The sequence below is a fragment of the Nocardia citri genome (assembly GCF_054065835.1).
In genome coordinates this window covers 336,227-357,102 of the sequence record NZ_JBSUQM010000001.1, presented here as the reverse complement: position 1 = coordinate 357,102, position 20,876 = coordinate 336,227, and the positions used below count along the sequence as shown (strand labels likewise).

The 20,876-nt window shown below is 65.8% G+C and carries 18 protein-coding genes and 1 pseudogene; 11 read left to right on the top strand and 8 right to left on the bottom strand.

Annotated features, from left to right (window positions below):
- Positions 1 to 5 precede the first annotated feature (5 nt).
- The 3 genes from ACW2Q0_RS01760 to ACW2Q0_RS01750 all read left to right on the top strand — a co-directional run bounded on the left by ACW2Q0_RS01760 (position 6) and on the right by ACW2Q0_RS01750 (position 2,599).
- Positions 6 to 1,064: a 3-oxoacyl-ACP synthase III family protein gene (locus ACW2Q0_RS01760; protein WP_457185358.1), complete on the top strand. Its 1,059-nt coding sequence runs from the start codon at positions 6 to 8 to the stop codon at positions 1,062 to 1,064.
- Positions 1,061 to 2,095, top strand: coding sequence for an aminotransferase class I/II-fold pyridoxal phosphate-dependent enzyme (locus tag ACW2Q0_RS01755; RefSeq protein ID WP_457185356.1), 1,035 nt, complete (start codon positions 1,061 to 1,063; stop codon positions 2,093 to 2,095). The genes ACW2Q0_RS01760 and ACW2Q0_RS01755 overlap by 4 nt, the downstream gene beginning before the upstream one ends.
- A gap of 123 nt (positions 2,096 to 2,218) precedes the next feature.
- A complete protein-coding gene (locus ACW2Q0_RS01750) occupies positions 2,219 to 2,599 on the top strand; it encodes a cupin domain-containing protein (RefSeq protein WP_457185354.1) in 381 nt (126 codons plus the stop codon).
- Between the two features lie 87 nt (positions 2,600 to 2,686).
- Here ACW2Q0_RS01750 and ACW2Q0_RS01745 read toward each other — a convergent pair whose 3' ends face one another.
- A complete protein-coding gene (locus ACW2Q0_RS01745) occupies positions 2,687 to 3,094 on the bottom strand; it encodes an SdpI family protein (protein ID WP_457185352.1) in 408 nt (135 codons plus the stop codon).
- A gap of 355 nt (positions 3,095 to 3,449) precedes the next feature.
- Between ACW2Q0_RS01745 and leuS the strand changes: the two genes are divergently transcribed.
- On the top strand, positions 3,450 to 6,299 hold the full coding sequence (gene leuS, locus ACW2Q0_RS01740; protein ID WP_457185350.1) for a leucine--tRNA ligase: 2,850 nt from the start codon (positions 3,450 to 3,452) through the stop codon (positions 6,297 to 6,299).
- A 130-nt stretch (positions 6,300 to 6,429) separates the two neighbouring features.
- Here the strand turns inward: leuS and ACW2Q0_RS01735 are convergent, their stop codons facing one another.
- Together ACW2Q0_RS01735 and ACW2Q0_RS01730 are read right to left on the bottom strand one after the other, a co-directional pair.
- Positions 6,430 to 7,182 carry a polysaccharide deacetylase family protein gene (locus ACW2Q0_RS01735; protein ID WP_457185348.1) on the bottom strand — a complete coding sequence of 251 codons (753 nt, stop codon included), beginning with the start codon at positions 7,180 to 7,182 and terminating at the stop codon, positions 6,430 to 6,432.
- A 209-nt stretch (positions 7,183 to 7,391) separates the two neighbouring features.
- Complete coding sequence (locus ACW2Q0_RS01730) at positions 7,392 to 8,087, bottom strand: SDR family oxidoreductase (protein WP_457185346.1); 696 nt, start codon at positions 8,085 to 8,087, stop codon at positions 7,392 to 7,394.
- A gap of 198 nt (positions 8,088 to 8,285) precedes the next feature.
- On the opposite strand from ACW2Q0_RS01730, the gene ggh reads away from it, so the two are divergent.
- Positions 8,286 to 9,623: a glucosylglycerate hydrolase gene (gene ggh, locus ACW2Q0_RS01725; RefSeq protein WP_457185344.1), complete on the top strand. Its 1,338-nt coding sequence runs from the start codon at positions 8,286 to 8,288 to the stop codon at positions 9,621 to 9,623.
- 194 nt (positions 9,624 to 9,817) lie between these two features.
- Positions 9,818 to 10,477, top strand: coding sequence for a glycoside hydrolase family 25 protein (locus tag ACW2Q0_RS01720; protein ID WP_457185342.1), 660 nt, complete (start codon positions 9,818 to 9,820; stop codon positions 10,475 to 10,477).
- Between the two features lie 67 nt (positions 10,478 to 10,544).
- On the opposite strand, the gene ACW2Q0_RS01715 is transcribed toward ACW2Q0_RS01720, so the two are convergent.
- The gene (locus ACW2Q0_RS01715; RefSeq protein ID WP_457185340.1) at positions 10,545 to 12,617 is read right to left on the bottom strand and encodes a PhoX family protein; all 2,073 of its coding nucleotides are present in this window, start codon (positions 12,615 to 12,617) and stop codon (positions 10,545 to 10,547) included.
- Positions 12,618 to 12,894: 277 nt separating this feature from the next.
- Here ACW2Q0_RS01715 and ACW2Q0_RS01710 point away from each other — a divergent pair, with 277 nt between their 5' ends.
- A complete protein-coding gene (locus tag ACW2Q0_RS01710; protein WP_457185338.1) occupies positions 12,895 to 13,140 on the top strand; it encodes a hypothetical protein in 246 nt (81 codons plus the stop codon).
- Positions 13,141 to 13,199: 59 nt separating this feature from the next.
- Here ACW2Q0_RS01710 and ACW2Q0_RS01705 read toward each other — a convergent pair whose 3' ends face one another.
- Together ACW2Q0_RS01705 and ACW2Q0_RS01700 are read right to left on the bottom strand one after the other, a co-directional pair.
- Positions 13,200 to 14,003 carry a hypothetical protein gene (locus ACW2Q0_RS01705; RefSeq protein WP_457185336.1) on the bottom strand — a complete coding sequence of 268 codons (804 nt, stop codon included), beginning with the start codon at positions 14,001 to 14,003 and terminating at the stop codon, positions 13,200 to 13,202.
- A 123-nt stretch (positions 14,004 to 14,126) separates the two neighbouring features.
- Positions 14,127 to 14,675 (bottom strand): lipoprotein LpqH, encoded by a 549-nt coding sequence (locus ACW2Q0_RS01700; RefSeq protein WP_457185334.1) that lies wholly within the window; start codon positions 14,673 to 14,675, stop codon positions 14,127 to 14,129.
- Between the two features lie 148 nt (positions 14,676 to 14,823).
- Here ACW2Q0_RS01700 and ACW2Q0_RS01695 point away from each other — a divergent pair, with 148 nt between their 5' ends.
- Genes ACW2Q0_RS01695 through ACW2Q0_RS01680 form a run of 4 tightly spaced genes read left to right on the top strand, consistent with a single transcriptional unit; the run spans position 14,824 to position 19,965 of the window.
- Positions 14,824 to 16,140, top strand: coding sequence for a hypothetical protein (locus ACW2Q0_RS01695; protein ID WP_457186063.1), 1,317 nt, complete (start codon positions 14,824 to 14,826; stop codon positions 16,138 to 16,140).
- Positions 16,140 to 17,168: a hypothetical protein gene (locus ACW2Q0_RS01690; protein WP_457185332.1), complete on the top strand. Its 1,029-nt coding sequence runs from the start codon at positions 16,140 to 16,142 to the stop codon at positions 17,166 to 17,168. Before ACW2Q0_RS01695 ends, ACW2Q0_RS01690 begins: the two co-directional genes overlap by 1 nt.
- A complete protein-coding gene (locus ACW2Q0_RS01685; protein WP_457185330.1) occupies positions 17,168 to 18,703 on the top strand; it encodes a tetratricopeptide repeat protein in 1,536 nt (511 codons plus the stop codon). The genes ACW2Q0_RS01690 and ACW2Q0_RS01685 overlap by 1 nt, the downstream gene beginning before the upstream one ends.
- A complete protein-coding gene (locus tag ACW2Q0_RS01680) occupies positions 18,700 to 19,965 on the top strand; it encodes a CHAT domain-containing protein (RefSeq protein WP_457185328.1) in 1,266 nt (421 codons plus the stop codon). The genes ACW2Q0_RS01685 and ACW2Q0_RS01680 overlap by 4 nt, the downstream gene beginning before the upstream one ends.
- Positions 19,966 to 20,188: 223 nt before the next feature.
- Here ACW2Q0_RS01680 and ACW2Q0_RS01675 read toward each other — a convergent pair whose 3' ends face one another.
- Both ACW2Q0_RS01675 and ACW2Q0_RS01670 read right to left on the bottom strand, forming a co-directional pair.
- On the bottom strand, positions 20,189 to 20,485 hold the full coding sequence (locus tag ACW2Q0_RS01675; protein ID WP_457185326.1) for a hypothetical protein: 297 nt from the start codon (positions 20,483 to 20,485) through the stop codon (positions 20,189 to 20,191).
- Between the two features lie 97 nt (positions 20,486 to 20,582).
- A pseudogene (locus ACW2Q0_RS01670) lies at positions 20,583 to 20,832 on the bottom strand (peptide ABC transporter ATP-binding protein); the annotation flags it as partial.
- Positions 20,833 to 20,876 lie beyond the last annotated feature (44 nt).

The following is a 20,876-nucleotide window of genomic DNA, read 5'->3' as shown; positions in this document are numbered from 1 at the left end:
GCGTCATGATCTCGAACTCCGCAGCACCCACAAATCCGGACGCGCCTGGACTGCCGCCGGTCAGCCTTGTCGATGTGGCGAGCTATCTGCCGGGTGAGCCGGTCGGCACCGAATACTTCACGCAGTACAGCCGATCCGACCGGATGGCCAAGAACGTCATGTTCCGCTCGCCCAGTGCGCGCCACCATATCGGCCGGGACGAGACCGCGGTGGATATGGTCGAGCGTGCCGTCGCGCCGCTGCGCGAGCGCCATGGCGCACAGGCGATTACCGATATCGATGTGCTCATCACGCACACTCAGCTGCCGGACAATCCGGTGATGGGTTGCGGACCCGAGGTGGCCCGTCGCCTCGGGATGAAACCGGGCTTCGTCTACGACGTGCACAACGGCGGCTGCGCGGCCTTCGTGCACATGATGGCTATGGCCAGGATGATTTTGCAGACCACCAACGCCCGCACCGCGCTCATCGCGGCAACCCAGAACTGCGCGGGCCCGGTATTCACCCAGACCGAGATCCGCAAGCTCGCCCAAGCCCCGGTGCCCGGTGACGCGTGCGGTGTCGGACTGCTCGTCAAGGACGATTCCGCGCCGATCCTCGATATCGAATGCCGAACCTATCCCGAATTCGCCGGGGACATGGAGTTCTCGACCAACGGCGCGCGCAAGTACTGGGAGCCGGGCGAGGGCCAGGGCTGCGTCAGCTTCACCGAATCGAAGATCACCAAGGTGTTCGCTCGCGGCAACCGGCTGGTGCCGGAGGTGGCATCGGCGGTGTGCGATCGGATCGGGGTGAAGGGCCGCGATATCGACACCTTCGTCACCAATCAGCCGAACCGGTTGTTCCTGCGCAACTGGCGCGACGCGCTCGAGCTGCCCCCGGAGCGCCATCCGGACACCTTCGACCAATGCGGAAATCTATTCGCCGCGGGCATTCCGGTCACACTCGATACCGAGAATCGGGCGGGTCGGCTGCGCAACGGCTCGGTCGTGCTGTTGTCGGCGTTCGCGCACGCCGGTGATTTCGCCGGGGCCGCGGCCGTGCGCTGGGGCGCGGCGCGGTGAGCGTGCGGGTGGCCGACGCATCTCGGCCCTCGCAACAGCATCGAAGCCAGCGGACCCAGGCGCGGTTCGATCTCAGTCTGAGCGAAAATCCGTTTCCGCCCTTACCTTCGGTGCTTGTCGCGGTCAACAGCGCGCTGGCGCAGGCCAATCGCTATCCGGAATTCCTGCCACGACGGCTGCCGAGGTTGATCGCGGGGCGTCTGGGGGTGCATTCGGATCAGGTGGTCGTCGGTTCCGGTGCGACCGGGGTGGCCATGCAGATCATCCAGGCGTTGACCAAACCGGGTGACGGAATCGTCTATGGGGCACCAACCTTCGACGGCTATCCGATCATGGCGGATATGGCCGATCTCGAGGTCGTACCGGTGCCCCTGGATGCCGCGGGCCATCAGGATCTCTGGGCGATGACGAAGGCCATCGATAAGCGGACCGGTTTGCTGGTGGTCTGCCGTCCGCACAATCCGACCGGCACCGTGAACGCGGCCGGCGAACTGAAAGCGTTCCTGTCCTCGGTGCCGCGTCGAGTACCGGTCATCCTGGATGAGGCGTATGCCGAATTCCTGGAGCCCGCCGATCAGGTGGACACCCTGGCACTGCTGAAACATCATCCGAATCTGCTGGTCTTGCGCACCTTTTCGAAGGCCTACGGATTGGCCGGCCTGCGCATCGGCTACACGTTCGGCCGAAGCGAGTTGATCAGCCGCGTCCGCAGGCTGCAACTGCCGTTCGGGGTGAGTTCGGCGGCGGTGGCCGCGGTCGCCGCGTCCTACGCCGCCGAACCCGAATTGGCCGCGCGCATCCTGCGCATCACCACCACACGCGAGGCCCTGCGCAGTGCGCTGCTGCGCCGACGCATCGCCGTGCCGCACAGCCACGCCAACTTCCTCTACCTGCCTGGTCCCGGCGTAGCAACGGCGCTGCGCCGGGCAGGCATCGCGGCCAAGGCGTACCCCGACGGCAGTGCGCGCGTCGCGGTCGGGGACCCCGAGGCGGACATGGCGGTGCTGAAGGCGCTGGAGTCATTGCGCTAGCCGGACCGCGCTGGGTCACCCCGGACCGGCTGGGGCTCGAGATCAGGTGGCACTGGTGGCGGTGGCTTCTCGATGCGCCATAGGTTCCACCTGATCTCGAGCGCGCGGTGGTTCGATGGGGTGATGAAGTGGCCGAAGTTGGAGGTGAATGCGGCACCGGCGCGCGGGACGGCGAGTCGGGTGCTGTTCCGGTTCACACTGGGGCGGCGGGCGGTCATCGTTCGCCAGACGGTCATCGAACCCGGTGGGACCAGCGGATGGCACTACCACGACGGCACGCTGCTCGTGCTGGTCGCCCGCGGCAGCCTCGACCACCCGGGCGCGGACTGTGTTCCGGTCACCTACCGCCGCGGCCGCATCTTCCGCGAACCCAGCGGCCCGTCCTATCCCCACGTGGCACGCAATCTCGGGACGACCCCGGTGACGCTGCTCGTGCTGTACCTGAACCGGGTCGGCAGCCCACTGTCACATCACGTCAACCCGCCGGAATGCGCCGACCGATAGCCGCTGGGGGCAAGTCCGCTCAATCTCGCGGCGGGTCTGGACGGCGTGCGGCGGCCCGAAATACCGGCCCTGGCCGGGCGGGCGAGCTCAGTTGGTCGGGGCGCAGGTGTCGCGCAACGAGCACGCGCCGCAGGCCGAACCGCAGCCGCCGATCTCTTGTGCCGGGACCAGGTCCTCGACCGTGCGGGTTGCGGCATTGGCACCCGCGCCGAGGGTGAACAGGGCCACCGTCGCCGTGACTACCGCCACGATCAGCGCCGGGAAACCGCCTGCGGCGAGGGCGACCAGGCCGCCCGCGAAGAGCAGTGCGCCCGCGGCCACGGAGGTAGGGCCGGCGACGCGATTGGCGATGCGGAAGGTCTCGTCGTCGTGCAGTGCCGCCTCGGTGTGCACCCCGACGAAGCGGTTGCGCGGGAGCCTGCCGGTCAGTCCGAGCACGCCGGTTGCGATGGCGACCAGGGCCAGCACGAACAGGGTGAGAGCGACTACGAACACCCCAGCAGGCTAGCGCACCGCCGCCGCGCCGCGACGGCCCGCTCCGCTACAGCCATCCAGCACCCAGACGCCACAAGTCGGGGAACGCGACATTCCGCATCACTTTCCGGCCAGCGGCGCGCACAGCAAACCAACCGCTCAGCACGAATTGCGCGCGGAGAGCGGAAGTCGCTGCGGCACAGCGAAGGCGAACATCGAGCGATCCGCGCCACACCCACGGTCGCGATCAGGGACCAACGCCCCCGGGGCTCGCGGACAGGCCCAACCCGGCCCGATTTCCGGTGCCTGAGCCCGGACGTTCTACCCTGATAGGCACATCTATGACGGGGATCGGCGAGAACAAGAAGGCAGGACCGTGGCGGACACTCGTGCAACCGAAAGCGATGTACCGGAGCACAGGTACAACGCCGGCCTCGCCGGCCGCATCGAGCGCCGGTGGCAGCGGACCTGGGATGAGCGCGCGACGTTCCACGCGCCGAACCCGGTAGGGCCGCTCGCGGGTGCGACGCCGACGGACAAGCTGTTCGTCCAGGATATGTTCCCGTACCCGTCCGGCGCCGGTTTGCACGTCGGGCATCCGCTCGGCTACATCGCCACCGATGTCTTCGCGCGCTATCACCGGATGCACGGCCGCAATGTGCTGCACGCGCTGGGGTACGACGCGTTCGGTCTGCCCGCCGAACAGTACGCGGTGCAGACGGGTGCGCATCCACGCCAGACCACCGAATCGAATATCGCCACCATGCAGCGTCAGCTGGACCGGCTGGGCCTCGGCCACGACCGGCGGCGCTCCTTCGCGACCACCGATCCGGAGTACTACAAGTGGACGCAGTGGATCTTCCTGCGCATTTACCACGCTTGGTACGACCGGGATCTGGACCGTGCCCGCCCGATCGCGGAACTGGAGGCACAGTTCGACGCCGGCTCCCGGCCGACCCCCGACGGCCGCGCCTGGCAGGATCTGACCGCCGCCGAACGCGCCGAGGTGCTGGACTCGTATCGCCTGGTGTACCAAACGGATTCGGTGGTCAACTGGTGTCCCGGTCTGGGCACGGTGCTGTCCAACGAAGAGGTCACCGCCGACGGTCGCAGTGAGCGCGGCAACTTCCCGGTCTTCCGCAAACGGCTGTGGCAGTGGATGATGCGCATCACCGCCTACTCCGACCGGCTGGTCGACGATCTGGATCACCTGGACTGGCCGGAGAACGTCAAGGCCATGCAGCGCAACTGGATCGGGCGATCCCGTGGCGCGCAAGTGAAATTCGACGCCGACGGTCAGCGGATCGAGGTCTTCACAACCCGGCCGGACACCCTGTTCGGTTCCACATATGTGGTGCTGGCGCCCGAGCACGAGCTGGTCGACCGGCTGACCGCGCGGGAGTGGCCCGCCGGCGTCGATCCGCGCTGGACCTTCGAGGACGCCGGTGACCCCGCGGAAGCCGTTGCGGCATACCGCAAGGCGATCGCGGCCAAATCGGATCTGGAGCGTCAGGAGAACAAGGAGAAGTCCGGCGTCTTCCTGGGTTCCTACGCGACCAACCCCGTCAACGGCGCACAGGTGCCGATCTTCATCGCCGACTATGTGCTGGCCGGTTACGGCACCGGCGCGATCATGGCGGTGCCCGGACACGATCAGCGCGACTGGGAATTCGCCTCGGTGTTCGGCCTGCCGATCGTGGAAGTCATTTCCGGCGGAGATATTTCGACCGCGGCATACTCCGGTGACGGCGCGCTGGTGAACTCCGATTACCTGAACGGCCTGCCGGTCGAGGAGGCCAAGGCGGCCGTGATCGCCCGGCTGGAGGCAGACGGCCATGGCAAGGGCACCGTCCAGTACAAGCTGCGCGACTGGCTGTTCGCCCGCCAGCGCTACTGGGGTGAACCATTCCCGATCGTCTACGACGAGGACGGCGCACCGCACGCACTGCCGGAATCCATGCTGCCGGTCGAACTTCCGGAGCTGGACGATTTCGCTCCAGTCACCTTCGATCCGAACGACGCGGACTCCGAACCGTCACCGCCGCTGGCCAAGGCCACCGATTGGGTGAATGTCGAACTGGATCTGGGCGAGGGCCCCAAACAGTACCGGCGCGATACCAATGTCATGCCGAACTGGGCGGGCAGCTCGTGGTACCAGCTGCGCTACGCGGACCCGACGAACGCGGATGCGTTCTGCGCCAAGGAGAACGAGCAGTACTGGCTGGGCCCGCGCACCGCGGAGCACGGCCCGAACGATCCGGGCGGCGTCGATCTGTACGTCGGCGGTGTCGAACATGCGGTGCTGCACTTGCTGTACGCGCGGTTCTGGCAGAAGGTGCTGTTCGATCTGGGTGATGTGAGCGGTTACGAACCGTACCGCCGCCTGTTCAACCAGGGCTACATCCAGGGGCACGCATACACCGACGCGCGCGGTGCGTATCTGCCCGCCGCCGAGATCATCGAGCGCGACGGCAAGCACTACTTCCCGGATCCCACGACCGGCATCGAGATCGAGGCGTTCCAGGAGTACGGCAAGATCGGCAAGTCGCTGAAGAACGCCATCTCGCCGGACGAGATGTGCGATATGTACGGCGCCGACACGTTCCGCTTCTACGAGATGTCGATGGGTCCGCTGGATACCTCCCGGCCGTGGGCGACCAAGGATGTCGTCGGTGCGCACCGGTTCCTGCAGCGGGTCTGGCGACTGGTCGTCGACGAGGAGTCCGGCGCGCTCCGGGTCACCGACGCGGAGCCGTCGGCGGAGACGTTGCGCCTGCTGCACAAGACGATCGCGGGTGTGGACGACGATTACGCCGCGCTGCGCGACAACACCGCGGGCGCCAAACTGATCGAGCTGACCAACCATCTGACCAAGAGCTACCCCGCGGGTGCGCCGCGCGATGTGGTGGAGCCGGTGGTGCTGATGCTGGCGCCGATGGCACCGCATATCGCCGAGGAACTGTGGGAACGGCTCGGGCACCAGGAGTCCCTGGCCCACGGTCCGTTCCCGGTGGCGGATCCGGCGCTGCTGGTCGAGGAGTCGGTGGAGTATCCGATCCAGGTGAACGGCAAGGTGCGCAGCCGAATTCAGGTGCCCGCCGATGCCGATAACGCGACCATCGAGGCGACCGCACTGGCCGATGAGAAGATCGCGGCTCTGCTCGGCGGGAAGGCACCGCGCAAGCTGATCGTGGTGCCGGGGCGGCTGATCAACATCGTCGCATAAGCGCGATCCGCCCCGGGCACGCATACACCTGCCACGCACGGATTTGCGCGCCGCGGGCGGATCCGGCCAGCACACGGATTTTCCGGGGCATTTCGTGCGTGGTGGGCAAAGCAGTGCGCAACAACCCCGGTCAGCGCGGCGGCAGCAGCACGTCGTTCAGGGTCACCATGGAGAGGTTGCGCTCTTTGATGATGTCCACGAGTTCGCCGTAGACGTGAGTCACGGCGGGGGCGTTCGCGTGCCCGATGACGATCGTCTCCGGGTTGAAGTACTTACGCGCGCACTCCAGTAGGTACTCCTCGGTGATCACACCGGAGTCCGACAGCGATCCGTACCACATGGTCGGCACGGTGTAGCCGAGATCCGCGGCGATCCGATCGACGGTGCCGTTATGGCGACCGTACGGCGGGCGGTAGTAGGGCGTGCCATCCACGCCGAAGTTGTTCCACAGGTGGGACTTCGCCCGCTCCAGCTGCGAGGAGATGCCCGAGGCGGACAGCTTGGTCAGATCGGCATGGTCCCAGGTGTGGTTGCCGAGCTGGATCTGTCCGGAATCGACCAAGGGCCGCAACGCATCTCGGTGAATCGCCCAGGAGTCGTAGTATGCGGTCACGAAGAAGGTGAACCGCGCGCCGGTGTCCTGGGCGAATTTTATGTAGGCGCCGACGACTTCCGGACTCGCACCGTCATCGATCGTGAGCGCCATATTGGTGCCCCCGCCGGGCAGTGCGGTGATCGTCTGCGCCGGAATCGGCGTCTTCGGTCCGATCGGCGGCGGCGGCAGTAGTGGCGCGGGCAGTATGGGCCCGCTCCCTGCCGAACCAGTGTTGAACGGCTCCCCCTCCGCCCGCACACAACCGGTCAATGCCACCGCGGTGCCCATTGCAAGCATTGTCAGCAGCCGACGTCTATCCACGATCCGAACCCTCTAGCTTCGCTCTATCCGCGCCGGTCGCCCCGTCGACGCAAACGCGCAGTTAACAGCCACGACTTTACCGAGCGAAACTGTCCCCGGGCTGAACCTCGGAACAACATGTCAAGAAAACGACAACATCACGGGCGTCATCTTCGGCTGAAATCACAGTGCGTCGATCAGTAGGGACGCAGCACGATCTCGGTCGGATGGCCGTCGCGCGGAGTATCGATGGCGGCGCGCACGGTCCCCGCGACAGTCTCCGGGCTCAGGAATTCCGCGCCGCGATACTCGCGCCCCTCACCCGCTATGATCTCCCGCTGCATATCGGTATCGATGCGGCCGGGATGGATCGAGGTCACCCGCAGCGCCGGCTCCTCCAACCGCAGCGCGTCACCGAAGGCGCGCAAGCCGAACTTACTCGCCGCATACGACGCCCACCCCGCATTGGCCCGCAATCCGGCGCCCGAATTGATCAGCACCACGTGACCATTGGCCGCCCGCAGCGCGGGCAGCAACAGCCTGGTCAGCTCGGCGACAGCAATTACGTTGGCTTCCAAGGTATTTCGCCACTGCTCCACCGAGGATTCGGCAACCGAACCCAGGTCGGCGATACCGGCGTTGTGTACCAACACATCCAGGCGGCGAATCGGCGAAACCGCGTGCGCCACTGCGGAATAGTTCGTCAACTCGACCGGCCATCCGGTAGCGCCGGGCAGTTCGCCTAATATCGCGCGCAGCGCCTCGGCCGAGCGGGCGCCGAGCAACAGATCGTGGGTCGGTGCGAGTTCGCGTGCGATCGCGGCGCCGAGCCCACGGCTGGCGCCGGTGATCAGCGCGGTCGGCTTCGGCGTGCTGGTGACGGCGGTGGTCATGGAGTCACCGTATCGGCCATCGATGCGGGGCTGTAGCACTACCCGCGCGGCGATGAATGCATAAAGCGAATAAATGGAATCACGGACGGGGCATGCAGAGTGAGATCCGGCGCACAACAGCTGGCCACCGGGGCGCACCAGGACGAGATGCGAGTCACTGAGCGGGCGTACTTGCCGGTGCCATCGCAAAATAGGGAGATGGCACACCCGGGATTCACCCCAACACAGCTCGCGGCGCGCGCCGCCTACCTGCTACGGGGCAATGATCTGGGCACTATGACCAGCGCCGCGCCCCGGCTGTATCCGCACATGTGGAGCTGGGACGCCGCTTTCGTCGCGGTCGGTCTCGCCCCGCTCAGCGTCGAACGCGCGGTCATCGAACTGGACACCCTGCTTTCGGCACAGTGGAAGAACGGGATGATCCCCCACATCGTCTTCGCCAATGGTGTGGACGGTTACTTCCCCGGCCCAGCCCGCTGGGAGTGCAAGAAGCTGGCCGCCAACGCCCCGGACGGCCCGGACACCTCCGGGATTACCCAGCCGCCGGTGCACGCCATCGCGGTGCAGCGCATCCTGGACCATTCGCGCCGCCACGGCCGCAGCACCAGGGCAGTGGCCGAGGAATTCCTGAATCGACGCTGGCCGGATCTGGTGCGCTGGCACCGCTGGCTGGCCCATGCCCGCGACCCCAAGGACAGCGGCCGGATCACGCTGTATCACGGCTGGGAATCCGGAATGGACAATTCGCCGCGCTGGGATCGGGCCTACGCGAATGTGACACCCGGCGATCTGCCGCCGTATCAGCGCGAGGATCTGCTGGTGGTCTCGGACCCATCGCAGCGGCCCAGCGACCGCGAATACGACCGCTATCTGTGGCTGGTCGAGCAGATGCGCCGCGCCGGATACGACGACTACCAGCTCGCCTCGACGATGAGCTTCGCGGTGGAGGATGTCTTCGTCACCGCGATTTTCGCGCTCGCGTGTGAGGTGCTCGCAAATATCGGCGAGGAGTACAAGCAGCCCAATGCCGATGTTCGCGAACTGTACTCATGGGCGGAGCGCTTCCGCGCGGGCGTGGTCGCGACCACCGATGCCCGGACGGGCGCGGCCAGGGATTTCGACGTGCGCCTCGAGCGCTGGATCAAGACCGAAACCCTGTCGATGTTCGCCCCGCTGCTGTGCGGCGGCCTGCCCCGCGACACCGAACGCAGCCTGCTGCGCCTGTTCGAGGGCCCGCGCTTCTGCGGTCATCCGGATCTGCGCTACGCCTTGCCGCCGTCCACCTCGCCGGTCTCCAAGGACTTCCGCTCCCGCGAATACTGGCGCGGCCCGGTCTGGCCGGTCATGAGCTGGCTGTTCTCCTGGGTCTTCGCCCGCCGCGGCTGGGCCGAACGCTCATTCATGCTGCGTGCCGAAGGTCTGCGCCAGGCTAGCGACGGCAGCTTCGCCGAATACTACGAACCCTTTACCGGCGAACCACTCGGCAGCATGCAGCAGTCCTGGACTGCGGCCTCGGTCTTGGACTGGCTCGGCTGACCACCTCCCCGCCGGTGGGCTGCCACCGACGTGCGCGGCGGCGGCCCGGTGTCAAGTGAACACTGCGCAACTGCATCAAATGTAACACTAGTCACATCGAGCTAGAGTCGCTATCGTCGAATAGCATGGATAGCACTCGTTGGAGATCGACTCGCGCTGCTGCGCTGTCCACAATCACCGTGGGCAGCATCCTGATGGCTACCGCGGCGGGTACGGCGGTGGCCGAACCGAGCGGGCCCGATGTGTCGTCGTGGCAGCATGTCGACGGCCGGTTGATCGACTGGTTCGCCGTGCGAAAGGCCGGGCACGATTTCGCCATGGTGAAGGCGACGGAGGGCTTGAGTTACGTCAATCCGTATTTCGTGCCGGACAGCCTGCTGATGCGGACGGCGGGCGTCGCGCGCGGGACATATCACTACGCGCGGCCGAATCTGGCGCCCGAACCGCAGGCGGCGTTGTACGCGACGGTCGTGCTCGGCCAGAACGGGCCGCTGGATCTGCCGCCGGTGCTCGATCTGGAGAATGCGGGCGGACTCGATCCGGGCAGACTGATCGACTGGACGCGCCGGTATCTGAATACTGTGCAGGCCCTGACCGGACGGGTGCCGATCGTATACACCTATCCGAATTTCTGGAAGACGGCCATGGCGAATACCAATGAATTCACCAGGTATCCGCTCTGGATCGCCGACTACCGCGGCAACGATCAACCCGAAGTACCAGGCGGCTGGCCGACATGGACGTTCTGGCAGACCACCGACAGCGGCCGCATTCCCGGTATCGCGGGCGGCACCGATGTCAACGTTTACAGCGGCGCCCAAGGCGACTTCGCCCGCTACGCCAATATGGGCTGAGCACAGCACGAAGCCGCTACTCCCTGCAGGTCCGAGTAGCGGCTTCGTGTGTTGTGCGGGGAATCGGTTAGGTGCCGATTCGCCCGCCGCCCTTCTTCCACACCGAGACAACGGCGGGCCTGGGCAGACTATCGCCACCATCGGGCCAGTGCGAGGCGGGCTTTTCCGCGGTCGCGTCATCGCGCTCGCCCGGATGCTGGACGCATACGGTGACCCGCTGTTCCGACACCGTCGGACCGCATGTCTCCGCGCCGAACGGGACGGTCAGGAATTGTTTGGTCTCACCGCGATTCGGCCCGTCGAGCACCACCGAGAACAGCCCGTCATTGGCGCCGTTTGCGCGCGAGGCATCGGTGGAGATCCACAGATTGCCGTACGCGTCGAAGGCGAGATTATCCGGTGCCGCGATCGGACTGACCTTGGCCTTGTCGAAACCGGCGAAGTAGGTGTCACTGGTCTTCGGATCACCGCACAGCATCAAAATATTCCAGGTGAATGTGGTGCCCGCGTGATCGTCGTCGAGTTCGAGCACCTGGCCGAATTTGTTGATATTGCGCGGATTCGCCTCGTCGATGGCGGGCTTGCCCTGCGCGCCGCGCTGCTCGTTGTAGGTCAGCGCGACATAGACCTTGCCGGACTGGGGATTCGCCTCGAAATCCTCGGGACGGTCCATCTTGGTCGCGCCGACCTTATCGGCCGCCAACCGGGTGAATACCGAAACCTCTTCGGCGGTAAAGCCGTCCACCTTCGAGGCAGCCTTGCCGTCCTCGCCGGTGACCAGCAGCGGGATCCATTGGCCGGTACCGGTGAAGCCCTCATTCGAGGGCACTGTGCCATTGCCGTCGATCTTGTCCGGATGGTCGCCGGTGAATTTGGCGACGTACAGCGTGCCCGCGTCCAGAATCGTCAGGTTGTGCCGCATGCTCGCCTGGCCGTTACCCGACTGCACCTTTCGCGACGAGACGAACTTGTACATGTAATCGAAGCGCTCGTCATCGCCCATATAGGCGACCACGGTGCCGTCCTTGGCGACATGAATGGTCGCGGCCTCGTGCTTGAACCGGCCGAGCGCGGTGTGCTTGATCGGCGCGGCCGCGGCATCCCACGGATTCACCTCGATGACCCAGCCGAATCGGTTGGCCTCATTGGGTTCCTTCACCAGATCGAAACGCGCCTCGTGCCGCTCCCACTTGCGCTCGGAGGCGCCGTTCGGGAATCCGTAGCGCTTGAGCCTGCTCTTGGCGGCCTCGTCGATGACCTTATCGCCGTTGGCGAAGTACTGGTTGATATTCTCTTCACCGGAAAGCACTGTGCCCCACGGCGTCAGGCCGCCGGAGCAATTGTTCAGAGTGCCGAGCACCTTGGCGCCCGACGGATCGGCGCCCGTCTTCAAGAAGGCGCTGCCAGCGGCGGGGCCGGTGACCGTGAATTCGGTGGTACCGGTAATGCGGCGGTTGTACTTGCCGAATTCCGGTGTCAGCTTGCCGGTTCCGGACTCGCCCTTGACCTGGACCACCGAAAGACCGTGCGCGGCAAGGGCAGTCTGGTAGTGCTCAAGTGCGGGCTGTTCCTTGTTGTAGCCTTTGAACATCTGCGGTTCGGTGGTGTACTCGTGATTCACCACCAGCAGGTAGGTATTCGCCTGCCCCTCGATGGGTAGTAGCGCGGCGAAGTCGTTGTTGAAGCCGAACTGCTTGGACTGCGCGGCCGCGGACTGGGCATTGGCATCGAACTTCGGTGCGTCGACGAACAGCGGGTCGCCCCAGCGGATCACGACATTGTGTTCGTAACCTTCCGGAATGACCAGTGCGTCATCGGAATTCGCCGCGACGGGTGCGAAGTTGGTGCCCACCGGCACACCGTCGACCAGCGAGCCGCCCGCCGCCGATTCGACCCTGTCGCCATCACCGCAGGCCGCGAGCGCACCGGCCGCACCGACCGCGACCACGACACCCGCGCTGCCCTTCAACATGCCGCGCCGCGTCAGCGCCGCGCGTACCACGTCGCCGAAGTATTCGTTCTCGGAAGCGTTGGGAACCTCGTGGAAGCATGCGTTACCGCACTTGTACTGACAGGTGATGGCCGAGCGTTTCGACTGACCGTCACGCTTCACGAATAGGGCAAGGGGTTTCGATATCACGTCGAACTCCTGACTTGTGCTGACCGGCGCACGGTAAGCCTCTCAGGCAATCCACAGGAAACGATTGGATGAACGTCCCACCAATTAGGTAACCCTCAATTTGCGGAGCTATCGGGCAGCTTCCGCCCGTGATCTCGCGCTGACCGGGCATTACGGCCTTTACCTGGATAAATAGCAAATATTTCGGTTGAGTCACGTAGCTCGCTACTCGTGTGCGACTCCCGTTCCAGGAGGAGGATCGGACCAAGGACATGAGTACCGAGTCAGGAGTAGTGCGATGACTTTGTCCGGAGGAAAAACCCAGCTCACCCCGCAAGCCCTGGACTATGTCGATTCGATTCTCGCGGGAGCGGTCGCCGAGGCCCGCGCCGTAGTGGTCGACCACGAACATATGGGCGAAGACGGCGACGGCGGCTGCAACCGGTGTACGCATCCCACCTGTGTCGGGTTCATCCCGGGCGACGGTGCGCTCTGTAAGCGTCCCACCTGCCATCACAGCTTGTTCAGCCACCGAATTTTCTGACGCACAAACAAATGTTGCCCCCGTTCGGTGGTGAACGAGAGCAACATTCGGTGCCGGGCCTACGCATTGGCTTGCAATGCGATCACAACCTCTTGTTCGTTCTCCGGCAGATAGTGCACCTGGAGAATGCGACCGACCTGCACCTTGGCCACGCTGGCGGGCGGCAGGAACTTATCCACGGTCGTGGTGAAAATCGTTCCATCGGGCCGGGTTACGACCAGGCCGAGTTCGATCTTGGAATGCCCGTTGCGAATTTCGCCGGGCACCGAAAGCGATTGCACGACAGCCTGAGCGGTAATGCCGCGCTCGGCGATATCGAGTTTGGCCTTGGTGGTGAAACCCTTTCGGATCATGGATTCGTTCATGGCGCGCTGCGCCGCCGACATATCGCCGGAGCGGTCGACCTCGACCCTATCGGTGCGATCGGGCAGATACCGCACCGGCAACACGACACCGGGCTGCAGCAGGGCGAGTTCGGTGAGCGGAACGATCATTTTGGCGTGCGAGTCGAAGATCTTGCCGTCGACGCCCTCGACGCTGAAGTCGATGCGGATCTGCGGCTGATCATTGACGGTCAGACCGGTCTGCCGGAAAGACCTGATGGTGCCTATGCCGACCAGACCATTGCGGAAGGCCGAGCTGTTGTTGCCGGTGAAAGCGGTCATGATGCCCTCGCCGGTGAAGGCGAAGACGATCGGGGCGATGGTCAAAGCGATGATCGGCAGCGCCATCTGCGGCCCGACCCAGGCGAGCGTGCCGTCGTCGAAGGGGCCGTGGCCGGTGTAGGTGAGGCCGTGCCAGAGGTAGTAGCCGATCGAGAGAACGAGGAAGGCGGCGGCGAGCGAGCGGGCGATGGTTTTCATGGTGTTTCCTTGGGTACGAAGAGGTTGGTTCGGGTCGGCTCGCTCACGTCCCTCGTACTCGAGGGGCGCGAGCGAGCGCCGGGAGCGAACCGAAGACTCAGTGCGCGGAGATGATCATCAGGGTCAGCCGCCGACCACGGTCGAGCAGGCGAAGGTGATATCGAATGTCGAGCTCTTCGGGCCTGCGGTCGGATTGGTGAGATCGGGCGCGCCGACGCCCTCACCGGTGACCTTGTAGGTGTTGCCGTCCTTGACGACCTTGGCCGAGCCGCCGGGCATGCCATTGCCGAAGCCGAGTGCGTAGGGCATGCCATTGCTGCCGCCCTTGCTGCCCGCGACCGCGACGGCCTGGACGTTGTCGGTGCCGGTGATGGAGGCGCTGACGCTCAGGGTGCCGTAGGTGGCGTTATTGGTGTCGCTGAGCGCAAGGGCGAGGGTGTCGCCCTGCTTGGCGCAGGTGGTCTCGAATTTGGCGTCGAGCGCCTTGCCGTCGACCGAGGCGGTCGACTTGCCCGACGTCGGTGCCGGAGCGACGGCGGCCGAGGTGCCCGGCTTCGCCGAGGTGGTCGACGAGCTGCCCGAATTGTCACTGCATCCGGTGACGAAAAGAACCAGTGCGGCGGCCGAGGCGGTGAGAGCGGCAGCGGAGATGCGGACCGGCTTGGTGTTCATAGTGTGGCTTCCTTTTGCTTTGTTCGACTCCGGTGTTGGGCCGATACGAGAAAGGTAGGAATCGAACGCGCCCTACCGATCCCAGGTTTTTCGGGGTCTGAAACAAGCAAAGTTCCGTTAGCCTGTTCGAATGCGACGGCCGCGCGCGATGGTGCTCGACGAGGTTTGGCGCCGACTCGAGGGCGTCGAACCGCTCAGTGGACCCCATGGTGGGCCGCTGCGGCGGACTGTGAAGCTGATCCTGGATCCGCTGGTCATCCGGCCGGTGCAGAATCCGCTGTGCGCGGGACCGATCCTCACCGCCGACGGCGCGGTCCTGCTCGCCACCCGAATACATGCCGCCGCCGATGTGCTGCGCGCGACGGCAGCATGGTTTTCCCTGCTCAAACAGGTCCGGCGGGCGTTGCGGATTACCGAGGGCAATCCGCAGGATCTGTATTTCCAGCGTGCCTTCGAACTCGCCACCACATCGGGAATGCCGGATCCGCAGCAAGACCGGGCCATCGCCGAGGCGACACTGCGCGATGTACACGAATTCGCGGCCGGGCGCACGACACAGGCGCTCAAGGAGTACATCACCGCGGGTGCGCGCAGCGCCGAACTCGACTCTTTGATCGATATCGCGTGGGGACGACGTCCGGTGGGCGGACCGACCGGAGATCACGCCGAACTATTCGCGGCGCTGCTCGATGCGGCCGCGGCGCGTGACGGTCGGACCGCCGATGGGCAGCCGACATTCGATCGGCTGGTTGCCACCCATGCCGGAACGCACGCAGGCATCCGACTCTGGGACAGCACCTTCCAGCCGAGCGCCCATCAGCTCGGGTTGACCGCGGTGCCGGTTCCGCAGCCGCCCGCGCTCGGTTCCTCGGCTTCGAAGGCCAGTCTGGGGCTGCCTTTCGATCGCACCATCTACGAGCGCGTATTCACCGTCCTGCAGGCATCGAGCGAACGGGCCGAACTGCCGCCCATTCCGGAATTGGTGACCACGGAGATCGCGCGAAGTTGTTCGCCTTGGGCACTTTTGGACGAATCACTGCGAGTCGCGGCGGCGGCCGGGGCCGCGCTCGCGCTCGGGTTGCGGCCGATCGCATCCGCCGACACCGATGGCGCACAGTCGACGGCAGCGCATCGGGTGATCAATGGCCGCTGGCAGCGGGAGGCATACGTCCTGCAGGCACGGCGGCTCGCGGTGCGCACCGATATCGAAATGCCCAGCGGCCCACTCGGGGCCATCGCCACCGAGCTGCGTACGCCGTGGCGCCCCTATTTGCGGCGGCTGTGGGTTCGCCTGCACGGCCGTGACGTCCGGGAGTTCGGGGTGTACGACCCCGACGAGCTGTGGGATCTACTCGATGGGGTGGCTCGCTCGGTCATGCTGGACCATCGGATGCGGGTCAAACAGGCGCTGAGTGTGGGCTCCCTGGTCGCCGAGCCGAATCCGGCGGAATCGAGGGCGAGCTGATGAGTGCGACCGTGCGGATCGAACCGGGCGGAGACGCGATCTGGATCATCGCGCCCGAGGGCGCGCCGACGGTATCGGACGATGCCGCGGCGATAGACGTGCTGGTACTCGAGGTGGTCGGCGGTCATCTGTCTTGGAGTCTGCTTGCCGGACAGACGATTCCGGCTGCGGTGATCGATGATGTCGAGCTGGCCCAGGACTGGTTGTGGGCGGTATATGGCGAGCGGATCGCCGTTGCCATTGCCGACGCCGACGCCGAGAGCGGCGAACCCGAATTCACCGATGCGGCCGAACCCGCGGTGCCGGATCTGGTGGCCGCTGCCTGGCGGCTCGGGTTCGCGTATTGGGCGGCGCGCTGGTGGCCCGCATCGACAATCGATGGCATCACTGCCCTCGACGATCGGCTGCTGGACGAAGAGATAGCGACACTGCGTACACAGTGTGAACCGCTCCTTGCTGAGCCGGCCGAGGATGAGACGGCATTCGCTGTCGAAATATCGTCTCGCGCCGAGGATTACGCGCTGGTCGCCGGCGGCGGGGCGGACCGTCCAGCCGGGGCGTTGTCGCTCGGGCGCGGCACCGGCGGATGGGATTGGCGGCGGTGCCCGCCCGGCCTCATCGACGCGTCCGAACGGGCGGTATCGTGGGAATCAACCCGCATTTCGGGTACTACGAGGGTGCGCGTAACCGCGGTAGCGGCGCCCCAATTGGGCTCGGCCGCACCGGCACACCTGCGCCCGCATGCCGTCATCACCACACCCGGCGGCACCGCCGAGACCGAGCTGGATCTGGTCGGCGAGCTCTGGATCGGCGCGACCACAACGCCGTCGGATTCCGTTTCGACGGTGGAGGTCTATGTGCCCGGTGTCGGTGCGCCCGGCGCACCCGAGTTGGGTGGTCCCGAGATCCGGCGACAGATTCGGGAGCTCGCGACCGCACGGCTGCGGCGGGCCCCCGCCGCGGATCATGCCGTCGATGCGCCGCTGCTCGCCGAAATCGCCGCCGCCGCATCGGATTCGGACTTCTGATGTCAGCCGATGACGGTCGCGAACTACTCGCCGCGGGCGCGGCCGCCTATCAGCGCGGCGATGTCGCAGAGGCCCGGCGGCTATTCGAGGAAATCGCTCGGACCAGCACAGATGGCCTGCGGGTAAGCGCGTTGGTCAATGCCGCGAGCATGTCCGATGAACTCGGCGACCACGCCCGGGCGATCGTCATGTTCGGCGAGGCGCTCGCGCAGATGCCCGCGGATGCGATCGAAAAGCGCCCTGCCGCGCTGATCAACCTCTCCCAGGCATTGCAACACGTCGGTGATCTCGACGGTGCGCAGGAGGCGCTGGAACAGGCGCGGGCGCTGCTCACCGAGCACAATGACGAAAGTATGCAGCGGGTGGCCTGCCTGCTCTCACTGACCGCGGTGGCATTCCATCGCCAGAGCTGGGCCTATGCCATCGAACTCGCCACCGAATCATTGGATGCGGCAGTGCGTTTCGCACCACACCTGGCCGGACACCCGCTCTCGACACTCGGCGGGATCTACTTCGAGACCGGACGGCGCGAGCTGGCCGTCGACTTCATGGGCCAGGCGCTGGCGGCCTTCGATACGGCCGGTGATCGCAACGCGGTCGCCGAGACGGAACAGAATCTGGCCGTCATATACGTCAGGTTGGATCGGTTCGACGAGGCGGAACCGCCACTGCGGTCCAGCCAGGAGTACTTCGAGCGCGCCGGACTCGGATATCGCGCGGGCGTCGGGCTCAAGACCATGGGGTTTCTTGCCGAGGGCCGTGGCGATATCGATGCCGCGCATCAGCTCTATCGTCGCAGCCTCGACTACTTTCAGGAATCCGGTGCGGTGCTCGATGCCGCCGATGTGCGCGTGCGCCTGGCGACCGTGGCCTACTCGAACGGGCAATATGACGAGGGCGAATCCCTCATCGGCGCGGCCTTCGCGACGTATGCCGAGCGCGGCCTCGGATTGCGCTGTGCTCAAATCGATTTCTGGCACGCCGCGCTGTTGGAGTCGGTCATCGAAGCGGCCGCGGCCCCGGATGCCGGGCTGTTGCGGCGGGCAATCGATCTCGCGGTGCCATCGGCGCTGGCCATCGACGCCGTGCGCTACACCCTGCCCAATGGCGATCAACGTGAGAAATGGAACCGACAGATCGCCGATCCAGCCATGCGGATGGCATTCCGGTTCGCCTATCTGTCCGGCAATGGTCCGCTGATCGTGGACCTCATCGAAACACAATGTGCGGGTACGACATTGGATATCGCCAAATCCGCGATCGGCGCACCACCGCGGCTGCCGCTCGAACTATTCGATCCGCCGACTGCCGCGGCACAACTCACTGTGCAGGTCGGCACCGGGCCGCAGAGCGGGTCGGCACCGCAGCTGGGCACGGCGCTGGCCGCTGTCGCAGCCAGTGCCGGGCTACCAGTGGCGCCGCCGCCGCGGGTGGCCGTCGCACCGGACGGACATATCGCGTTGGTCGCCTACATCGAGGCCGCCGAGCGGCGGTATGGCCATCCGGTGCGCGACAGCCGGGTGCTGCCCGCATGACCACCTCGGAACAGCCGACCGTCATTGTGCGGATGGCGGATGCGGGCGATCTGTATATGTCGTGGCGCTGGTTGCGCGACGACTACCCCCAGGGCGCGAGCATGCTGCCCGGGGATGTGATCACCGACGCTGTCGAGCGGTTCGCGCGGTCGCTGCCGAATCCGGCCGTGCCGGGTGGGCTCGAACCCGCCATGACCACTGGCGCTTTCGCCTCGTACGAGGCGGAATATCTTGTCGCGCAGTCACTTTCCCGCGCGTTGCTGCCCCACAGTTTGGCGGCACAGTTGTATGACCTGCATATGCGCGGCGTGCGGCCACATATTCGGCTGCAACCCTCGCCGCGGGTAGCTCAGGTCCCCTGGGAGATCATCGCTCCCGACCCGGCGCTGCGCCTGGTGGATATCGCCGATATCAGCCTGCTCGCGCCCGCCAGCATTGTGCACGGACCCGACCGCACGGCGCGCACGTGGACGCAGACGCGTGCCTTACCGGTAGTGGCCGTCCTCGACCCTCGCGTCCCCGGCTTTCGCGCCGATTCCGCGCTCGGATCCGTTCTCGGCCGCATGGATCCTCAGGCCCCACTCGCCCAACGGGTTGCCGAATATTCGGCGAAGGGCCGATTACTGCCCGCCGTCGACGATCCGATCGAGGCATTCCGCCGTACGGATATCGATCGAAACTGGTTGAGCGAGGCGCTACGCGGCGGCGCAAGCCGCCTGACCTATGTGGGACATGTGACCGCGGCCGCCCCCGAATCCGGCCAGAGCGAAGCCTCCGAACTGCATCTCGCCTGCGATGCCGAATCCGTCGGCTTCGCCACCCCCATCCGAGCCCACCGCCCCCTTTCGGCCAAGGACTTATTGCTCGGCACCCACACCCTGATCGGCGAACCCGCTGCTGGACCGCAACTGTGGCCCATTCCGAGCCGAGTCGCCCTGATCGCTTGCGAAAGCGGCGGCGATATGCGGTTCAGCGAGGCGCTCGGCCTGGTCGCCGCCATGATCAACGGCGGCGCCGAACTGGTCACCGCCAGCCGCTGGCCACTGCCCACCGATCTCGCCTTCCAGCGCCTCGCCGGTGCGCCGCCCGCCGCCCACCCCCTCCAAGACGCCATCTGCGCCATCGATGCCGCTCACGAACACCCGGACCCGGTAAGCGCACTCGCCGCCTGGCAACGAACCCGCCTCGACACCTGGCGCACCACCCACGCCATCGAACACTCCCCCCTGCTCTGGTCCGCCTTCGCCACCGTCCGCACCTGACCGGCTAGCTCCGATGAGGGCGATCAGCGGCGAGCAGGACGCGCTCGCCGAGTGCCGGGCCGGCGCAAGAGTACGCAGTCGGTTGCTTCGAAATTCCGCCCAGTCTCGGTCGTCGAGCAGCCGCGGATGAGCCGGCGGCGGATGGATCCCCATCCCGCATCCCTACCTGTCTCGCCAGCTTCCGGCGAGTCATTTCGCGTTGCCGAGCTTGCGGCGAAGGCCCTCAGTGTTCGTCGTAGTGACCGTCGTGAGGGGCGTGGTGGTGGCCATCGTGGAGGTAATCGACGTGGTCGCCGTGTTGGACGGCTTCATGGCCGCAGCCGGGGCCGTGGACGTGGTCGTGGCCGGTGTGCTCGATGTGGGCGGCGGGTTCGCATTCATCCCAGTGGCCGTTGTGTTCGCGGTGCAGGTGACCGTCGTGGGCGTAGTCGGTGTGGTCGCCGTGCGGTACCGCGGTGTGGCCGCAGCCGGGACCGTGGGTGTGCTGATGTTCGGTGTGCTCGTGATGCGCTGTGGTCATCGGACCTCCTCGTATCCCATTGCTGGACGTGTGGCGCCGAGCGCGACGACACATTAACAGGTGCGCATCTATCAGTTTACTAGAAGTGTGCTGCCGATTACAGAACTTGGGCGAGGAAGCGCTGCAGGCGCGGTGTCCGCGGGTTGTCGAAGAGGGCGTCGGGTATGCCCGTTTCGACGACCTGACCAGCATCCATGAACAGCACACTATCGGAGAAGGCTGCGCGCGAAACCCATTTCGTGGGTCACCACGATCATCGACATCCCCTGGGTAGCCAGCTCGGCCATCAGCGCGAGAATGCCCTTCACCAGTTCCGGATCCAGCGCCGAGGTCGCTTCGTCGAAGAACCCTTCTCAAGGATTCCCTCACCGTTGCCCGGGCACGGGTTCCC